We start from the raw sequence: 8,050 nt of genomic DNA on the forward strand, positions 1-8,050 counted from the left end.
TCCTGTAAGGAGTTAAAAGGGCCCGCTGCTTAATGTAACGAGCACCTTCCTACCAGAAAACCAGTTAGGCTCCCCGAAAGGGGAACCTTAAGGTTTACTCTTCGTCTTCTAGCTCGATGTTAATACCTAGCGAGCGAATCTCTTTCAACAATACGTTGAACGATTCAGGCATACCAGGTTCCATCGCGTGGTTACCGTCTACAATGTTCTTATACATCTTAGTACGGCCGTTAACGTCATCAGACTTAACGGTGAGCATTTCTTGTAACGTGTAAGCGGCACCGTAGGCTTCTAGTGCCCACACTTCCATCTCACCAAAACGCTGACCACCGAACTGTGCTTTACCACCCAGAGGTTGCTGAGTCACCAAGCTATAAGAACCTGTTGAACGAGCATGCATCTTATCGTCCACTAAGTGGTTCAATTTCAGCATGTACATATAACCAACAGTAACCGGACGCTCAAAGGCATCTCCCGTGCGGCCATCAAACAGAGTTAACTGTCCAGAAGTCGGCAGGTCAGCCAATTGCAACATCTCTTTAATGGAAGCTTCATTCGCACCATCAAAGACTGGAGTTGCAACCGTTAGGCCATTGCGTAGGTTATTAGCTAAAGTACGTACTTCATCATCAGATAACGTTGCGATGTCAACCGACTGACGAGTATCGCCAAGGTCGTAAACCTTTTGTAGGAACTCACGCAGCTTCGCTAGCTCTTGTTGTTCCTTGATCATCTGGTTGATCTTATCGCCGATACCTTTGGCCGCGAGACCTAAGTGAACTTCTAAGATCTGACCGATGTTCATCCGCGATGGTACACCTAGTGGGTTCAGTACGATATCGACTGGCTGACCATTCTCATCATACGGCATGTCTTCCACAGGGTTGATCTTCGAGATAACACCTTTGTTACCATGACGACCCGCCATCTTATCACCCGGCTGGATACGACGCTTAACCGCTAAGTAAACTTTCACGATCTTAAGAACACCAGGTGCTAAATCATCACCTTGAGTGATCTTACGACGTTTAGTTTCAAACTTCTTATCAAAGTCGGCTTTTAACTCATCCCACTGTTCAGCAAGCTGTTCAAGTTGGTTTTGTAGCTCCTCGTCTTCCAAGGTTTGCTCTAACCATTTCTTGCGTTCAATAGAATCCAGTCTCGCATCTGAGTAACCACCGGCTAACAATACAGAGCGAACACGAGCTAATAGACCACCTTCAAGAATCTGGAATTCTTCAGTCAGATCTTTTTTAGCTTCTTTCAATTGCATGTGCTCAATTTCAAGCGCACGCTTATCTTTCTCGACACCGTCACGAGTGAAAACTTGCACGTCAATAACCGTACCAGCCACCGAGTTAGGTACACGTAATGAAGTATCTTTAACGTCAGAAGCTTTCTCACCAAAGATAGCGCGTAATAGCTTCTCTTCTGGAGTAAGCTGAGTTTCACCTTTTGGTGTTACTTTACCCACAAGGATGTCGCCACCCTTAACTTCTGCACCGATATAAACGATACCTGACTCATCAAGCTTAGATAATGCCGCTTCACCAACGTTTGGAATATCTGCAGTGATCTCTTCAGCACCAAGCTTAGTATCACGAGCCACACAAGACAGTTCTTGAATGTGGATAGTGGTAAAGCGGTCATCTTGCACAACGCGCTCTGAAACTAAGATTGAGTCTTCGAAGTTATAACCGTTCCAAGGCATGAACGCGATACGCATGTTCTGGCCTAGTGCTAGCTCACCTAAATCCGTAGATGGACCATCTGCCAATACATCGCCACGTCCCACAGGTTCACCAGGCATCACGCAAGGACGCTGGTTAATACAGGTGTTTTGGTTCGAACGGGTATATTTCGTTAAGTTATAGATATCAATACCAGCTTCGCCAGGGATTAACTCTTCTTCATTAACCTTAACCACGATACGAGAAGCATCAACCGACTGAATGATACCGCCACGGCTAGCGACAACGGTTACGCCTGAGTCAACGGCTACGTTGCGCTCAATACCGGTACCGACAAATGGCTTTTCAGCACGTAATGTTGGTACTGCTTGACGTTGCATGTTTGCACCCATCAAAGCACGGTTCGCGTCATCGTGTTCTAGGAACGGAATCAAAGAGGCTGCTATCGATACTACTTGGTTAGTCGCAACGTCCATGTAATCAACATGTTCACGCGGGTGAAGACCAGATTCACCTTTCTGACGAGCAGTGATCAGTTCATCAGCAAAACGGCTATCATCGGTAAGCTTGGCGTTTGCCTGAGCGATAACAAATTGGCCTTCTTCAATCGCTGATAAATAATCGACTTCATCAGTCACAATGCCATCAACAACTCGACGGTATGGTGTCTCAAGGAAGCCATATTCATTACAACGAGCAAAAGCCGACAAAGAGTTGATCAGACCGATGTTTGGACCTTCAGGTGTTTCGATCGGACATAAACGGCCATAGTGGGTCACGTGTACGTCACGAACTTCAAAACCAGCACGTTCACGAGTCAAACCACCCGGACCTAAAGCAGAAATACGGCGTTTATGCGTAACTTCTGATAACGGGTTGTTCTGATCCATAAACTGAGACAGCTGTGAAGAACCAAAGAATTCTTTTACAGCAGCAGAAATTGGTTTCGCATTGATTAAGTCTTGTGGCATCACGTTATCGAGATCGCCTAAGCTTAGGCGTTCTTTTACTGCGCGTTCAACACGTACTAAACCAACACGGAATTGGTTTTCTGCCATTTCGCCAACACTACGAATACGACGGTTACCTAGGTGGTCAATATCATCAACCTCCCCTTTACCGTTACGGATCGCGATCAGCTTTTTCATCACTTCAATGATATCAGTTTCATCGAGTGTGCCTTGCTCTTCTGCGTCTGTACGTTCAATAGAACTATTGAACTTCATACGACCTACCGTTGATAAGTCATAACGTTCAGGAGAGAAGAATAAACTTTCAAATAGCGCTTCAGCCGCTTCTTTCGTTGGCGGCTCGCCAGGGCGCATCATGCGGTAGATTTCAACTAACGCTGAAATTCGGTCAGAAGTACTGTCAACACGTAGTGTTTCAGACATGAACGGACCGTTATCGAGATCGTTAGTAAAGAGAACTTCCAGCTTTTTGTATCCCGCTTGAGATAAATTCGCGAGTACTTCCAAAGTAACTTCTTGGTTAGCTGCAAGGATCACTTCACCCGTTGCTTCGTTGATGTAGTCTTTCGCTGAAATCTTGCCGACAATATAGTCAACAGGGACTTCAATAAAGCTCACTTCATCTTTTTCTAGCTGACGAATGTGACGCGCAGTAACACGACGACCTTTTTCGACATAAACCTTACCATTAGATTCAATATCAAACGTTGCCGTTTCACCACGTAAACGTTCAGGCACCAACTCCATCATCAGAGTTTGGTCTTTGACTTCAAACTTCACTTTGTCAAAGAAAATGTCTAGAACTTGTTCTGTGGTTTTACCTAGCGCACGCAAAATAATTGACGCAGGTAGCTTACGACGACGGTCAATACGTACGTATAGGTTATCTTTAGGATCGAACTCAAAGTCGAGCCATGAACCACGGTAAGGGATCACGCGTGCGTTATAAAGCACTTTACCAGAAGAGTGGGTTTTACCCTTATCGCTGTCGAAGAACACGCCTGGGCTTCGGTGCAGCTGGGATACGATAACCCGCTCAGTACCATTAATGACAAAGGTACCATTATCTGTCATGAGTGGAATTTCACCCATGTAGACTTCTTGTTCTTTAATATCTTTAACCGTGCCTGCCGGCGCGTCTTTGTCAAAGATCACTAAGCGTAGTTTTACGCGTAGAGGTTTAGAATAAGTTACACCACGGATTTGACATTCTTTAACGTCAAAAACTGGCTCACCAAGACGGTAGCTAACGTATTGCAGCTCTGAATTGCCGTTGTAGCTCTGGATTGGAAATACAGAACGAAAAGCAGCTTCAAGACCGTATTGCCCTTCTGGATCCTGTTCGATAAATTTTTCGAACGAATCAAGCTGGATCGATAGCAGGTATGGAATGTCCAATACTTGTGGACGAGTACCAAAGTCCTTACGGATGCGCTTTTTCTCGGTATAAGAGTAAACCATGGGGTTCCTCAGCTCGCTGATAAGTGACCCAAACTGCCCGCCTTTAATTAATAAAGGGGTAGGACAGTGACTAAATCGCTGTTTACTGTAGTGGCATCTCGTATCGTTATGATTTAGATGCTTTTTGCAAGAATATGGAACGCTTAAACAGCGGGAAAATTCGCCCATACCCTACAGCGCAAAAAGGCTGGTGGTCAATAAACCACCAGCCATTAGCCTTTCGGCTAAGGAATTAAGTAATAATTACTTAACTTCAACAGTTGCACCAGCTTCTTCTAGCTGAGCTTTAAGAGCTTCAGCTTCAGCTTTGTCGATGCCTTCTTTAAGAGGTGCTGGAGCGCCGTCAACTAGTGCTTTAGCTTCTTTTAGGCCAAGACCAGTTGCGCCACGTACTGCTTTGATAACAGCAACTTTGTTCGCGCCAGCAGCAGCTAGAATTACGTCGAATTCAGTTTGCTCTTCAACTTCAGCAGCAGCAGCGCCGCCAGAAACTACTGCAGCTGCAGCAGAAACACCGAACTTCTCTTCCATAGCAGAGATAAGTTCAACAACTTGCATTACAGACATTTCTGCAATAGCGTCTAGGATTTGCTCGTTAGTAATAGACATAACAATTCTCTTTTAAGTCAACAATAAGTTTATTTAGCAACCAATGAAGTGCAAGGCAATTAAGCCGCTGTAGCTTCTTTTTGATCGCGGATTGCAGCGATAGTACGCGCCAGCTTGCCAGCAGAAGCTTCTTTCATGCACATCATTAGGCGTGCAATTGCTTCGTCGTAAGTTGGTAGTGTCGCTAGTACTTCAGCGTCAGTAATTACACCTTCAAATGCAGCTGCTTTGATCTCGAAAGCTTTATTCTCTTTAGCGAAGTCTTTAAAAAGACGCGCTGCAGCACCTGGGTGCTCGTTAGAGAAACCGATCAAAGTAGGACCTACGAATACGTCTTTCAGACATTCGTAAGCTGTGCCTTCTACAGCGCGACGTGCTAGAGTATTACGAACAACTCTCAGGTAAACACCCGCTTCACGCGCTTGTTTACGTAGAGAAGTCATCGCGCCTACTTGAACGCCGCGAGAGTCAGCAACAACTGCAGAAAGTGCACCACTGGCCGCTTCGTTGACTTCAGCAACAATTGCTTTTTTGTCTTGAAGATTTAAAGCCATCTTGGATTGCTCCTGGTTGTCGTTACACCACTCACTATTATCACAACAGTGAGAGATTATTAGGTGCAGTCCCAGAAGAAAGGTAACTTATAAAAATTAGAGCTTTCTGTCAGTTCGGGCACCATCTACGTAGGTTTTATTAAGTTATCTGATTGATAACGCCTACGGTCTTGGACGGAGACTGTGTCATAGTTCAAAGAACCAAAGTTCAGCCCCAACCACAAATATTAGGCGCAAAATTATACATAAATTTCGCGCCTAAGCAAAGGAATTATATTTTAGTGTTCAGCGTTAGCTGATCAACAGCAACACCTGCACCCATCGTCGTAGAGATGCTTACTTTCTTCACGTAAGTACCTTTTGCTGATGATGGTTTTGCTTTCTTAAGCGCAACAAGCAGAGCTTCTAAGTTCTCTTGCAGTTGGTTAGCTTCGAAAGTTACTTTGCCGATAGTGCTGTGGATGATGCCGTTCTTGTCGTTACGGTAACGAACCTGACCTGCTTTAGCATTTTTCACTGCTTCAGCAACGTTAGGGGTTACAGTGCCAACTTTCGGGTTTGGCATTAGGCCACGAGGACCAAGAATGGTACCCAATTGACCAACAACACGCATTGCATCTGGAGAAGCAATCACAACGTCGAAGTTCATTTCGCCTTTTTTCACTTGCTCAGCAAGATCTTCCATACCCACTAGGTCTGCACCAGCAGCTTTAGCCGCTTCAGCATTAGCACCTTGAGTGAATACTGCAACGCGAACATCACGACCAGTACCGTGAGGTAGTACAGTTGCACCACGTACGTTTTGATCAGATTTACGAGCATCGATACCAAGGTTTACTGCAACATCAACTGACTCAACAAATTTAGCAGTTGCTAGTTCTTTAAGAAGTGCAACGGCTTCGTTGATTTCGTACTCTTTAGTTGCGTCAACTTTTTCACGAATTGTACGCATGCGCTTAGTTAATTTTGCCATGATCTTAACCCTCTACCACTAGGCCCATTGAACGAGCAGTACCCGCAATAGAACGTTTCATCGCTTCAATATCAGCACCAGTCATATCAGCAGCTTTTAGTTCTGCGATTTCTTGGATTTGTGCGTCAGTGATCGTGCCCACTTTTTCAGTGTTTGGACGACCAGAACCAGACTTAAGGCCAGCCGCTTTCTTAAGTAGAACAGCTGCAGGAGGAGTCTTAGTGATGAACGTGAAAGAACGGTCGCTATATACGGTGATAACAACAGGAGTCGGTAGACCTTTCTCCATTGATTCTGTTTTTGCGTTAAACGCTTTACAGAATTCCATGATGTTAACACCTTTTTGACCTAGCGCAGGACCAACTGGTGGACTTGGGTTCGCCATACCAGCTGCAACTTGCAACTTGATATAAGCTTCAACTTTCTTAGCCATGATATTTCCTAATAATTGGGTGCAAACGCTAATAAATTTATCAGCTCCCCAGTTTCACATAATGCCCACAAAAAGGCGCGAAATTATAATCTTATCTCACGCTTTTCACAAGACTAAAATAGATGCTATTTTAGTCAAGTTTTTCGACTTGACCAAATTCGAGTTCAACAGGCGTTGCACGACCGAAGATAGATACAGAAACTTTCAGGCGACTTTTATCGTAATCAGTCTCTTCTACCGTACCATTGAAGTCAGCAAACGGACCTTCTGTAACGCGAACCACTTCACCCACCTCAAACATCGTTTTCGGACGTGGCGCTTCACTCGCTTTTTCTAAACGGTTCAAGATCGCATCGGCTTCTTTATCAGTAATGGGTGCAGGTCTATCCGAAGTGCCACCAATGAAGCCCATTACACGAGGAACACTACGTACCAAATGCCATGACTCGTCATTCATAACCATTTGTACCAGCACGTAACCTGGGAAGAATTTACGTTCGCTCTTACGACGTTGGCCTGCGCGCATCTCAACCACTTCTTCCGTTGGAACAAGCACTTCACCAAAGTGTTCTTCCATCGCATGCATTTTTATATGCTCACGAAGCGATTGAGCGACACGACCTTCAAACCCAGAAAAGGCTTGAACGACATACCAGCGTTTTTTTGGAGCTTCACTCATGTATTAAACCCTCTATACTCCAGTCACAAAAGACACTAGACGGACCATAATTCCATCAATGCCCCAAAGTGCTAAAGCCATTACAATACTTACAGCTAACACGATTAATGTTGTTTGCATGGTTTCTTGACGCGTAGGCCATACCACTTTACGAACTTCCATCCGAGATTCGCGTGCAAAAACAATCGCAGCTTGACCTTTTACTGTGGTTGCCGCGACGCCAAGAGCGCCGGCAATTAACACAATGACACCTGCAGCACGTGCGACTACAGACCACTCACCATACAGGTAATTACCTACAACAGCAGCGGCCAGCAATACGAAAGTGATGACCCACTTCACCGTATCTAGCGCATTTGAGCTATCAGGAGTTTCAGCATTATTAGCTTTCATAAACCAACCTGTCACAAGTCTTACTATAGACGACAACAGCCCCGCTGTTGCAGGGCAAATCCATTTCATCAGCTACACGGCTGATATACTGATTTTGACCAAGAAATAGTCTCGGCCCCTAAATTTCATGCTAGCGCTTGATGATAAAACAAACAAAGTGACTAATTGCGTAGAAAAAGGGCATCAAATGATGCCCTTTTTGCTACTGGATAGTCAAATCATTCTTCACAGAAACTGTGATTAAGCGATAACTTTAGCTACAACACCAGCGCCTACTGTACGGCCA

The 8,050-nt window shown here is 44.9% G+C and carries 7 protein-coding genes; all 7 read right to left on the reverse strand.

The features are described from left to right. Positions 1-94: 94 nt before the first annotated feature. The 7 genes from rpoB to secE all read right to left on the reverse strand — a co-directional run bounded on the left by rpoB (position 95) and on the right by secE (position 7,764). Positions 95-4,123 carry a DNA-directed RNA polymerase subunit beta gene (rpoB, locus tag BSR11_RS15665; RefSeq protein WP_072671276.1) on the reverse strand — a complete coding sequence of 1,343 codons (4,029 nt, stop codon included), beginning with the start codon at positions 4,121-4,123 and terminating at the stop codon, positions 95-97. 243 nt (positions 4,124-4,366) lie between these two features. Continuing rightward, complete coding sequence (gene rplL, locus BSR11_RS15670; protein WP_072671277.1) at positions 4,367-4,732, reverse strand: 50S ribosomal protein L7/L12; 366 nt, start codon at positions 4,730-4,732, stop codon at positions 4,367-4,369. Between the two features lie 59 nt (positions 4,733-4,791). After that, positions 4,792-5,286 (reverse strand): 50S ribosomal protein L10, encoded by a 495-nt coding sequence (rplJ, locus tag BSR11_RS15675; RefSeq protein WP_072671278.1) that lies wholly within the window; start codon positions 5,284-5,286, stop codon positions 4,792-4,794. Positions 5,287-5,557: 271 nt separating this feature from the next. Then, positions 5,558-6,259, reverse strand: a complete 702-nt coding sequence (gene rplA, locus BSR11_RS15680) for a 50S ribosomal protein L1 (protein WP_004397647.1) — start codon at positions 6,257-6,259, stop codon at positions 5,558-5,560. Between the two features lie 4 nt (positions 6,260-6,263). Next, a complete protein-coding gene (rplK, locus tag BSR11_RS15685; protein WP_004397648.1) occupies positions 6,264-6,692 on the reverse strand; it encodes a 50S ribosomal protein L11 in 429 nt (142 codons plus the stop codon). A 130-nt stretch (positions 6,693-6,822) separates the two neighbouring features. After that, the gene (nusG, locus tag BSR11_RS15690; protein ID WP_004397649.1) at positions 6,823-7,371 is read right to left on the reverse strand and encodes a transcription termination/antitermination protein NusG; all 549 of its coding nucleotides are present in this window, start codon (positions 7,369-7,371) and stop codon (positions 6,823-6,825) included. A gap of 12 nt (positions 7,372-7,383) precedes the next feature. Continuing rightward, on the reverse strand, positions 7,384-7,764 hold the full coding sequence (secE, locus tag BSR11_RS15695) for a preprotein translocase subunit SecE (RefSeq protein ID WP_072671279.1): 381 nt from the start codon (positions 7,762-7,764) through the stop codon (positions 7,384-7,386). Positions 7,765-8,050 lie beyond the last annotated feature (286 nt).

This window comes from Vibrio injensis (assembly GCF_001895205.1).
GTDB lineage: Bacteria > Pseudomonadota > Gammaproteobacteria > Enterobacterales > Vibrionaceae > Vibrio > Vibrio injensis.

Excerpts from the sequence above, each read along its gene's own strand:
- secE (WP_072671279.1), bottom strand. The coding sequence starts at position 7,764 with ATGAAAGCTAATAATGCTGAAACTCCTGATAGCTCAAATGCGCTAGAT.
- rplJ (WP_072671278.1), bottom strand. The coding sequence starts at position 5,286 with ATGGCTTTAAATCTTCAAGACAAAAAAGCAATTGTTGCTGAAGTCAAC.
- rplL (WP_072671277.1), bottom strand. The coding sequence starts at position 4,732 with ATGTCTATTACTAACGAGCAAATCCTAGACGCTATTGCAGAAATGTCT.
- rplK (WP_004397648.1), bottom strand. The coding sequence starts at position 6,692 with ATGGCTAAGAAAGTTGAAGCTTATATCAAGTTGCAAGTTGCAGCTGGT.
- rpoB (WP_072671276.1), bottom strand. The coding sequence starts at position 4,123 with ATGGTTTACTCTTATACCGAGAAAAAGCGCATCCGTAAGGACTTTGGT.
- nusG (WP_004397649.1), bottom strand. The coding sequence starts at position 7,371 with ATGAGTGAAGCTCCAAAAAAACGCTGGTATGTCGTTCAAGCCTTTTCT.
- rplA (WP_004397647.1), bottom strand. The coding sequence starts at position 6,259 with ATGGCAAAATTAACTAAGCGCATGCGTACAATTCGTGAAAAAGTTGAC.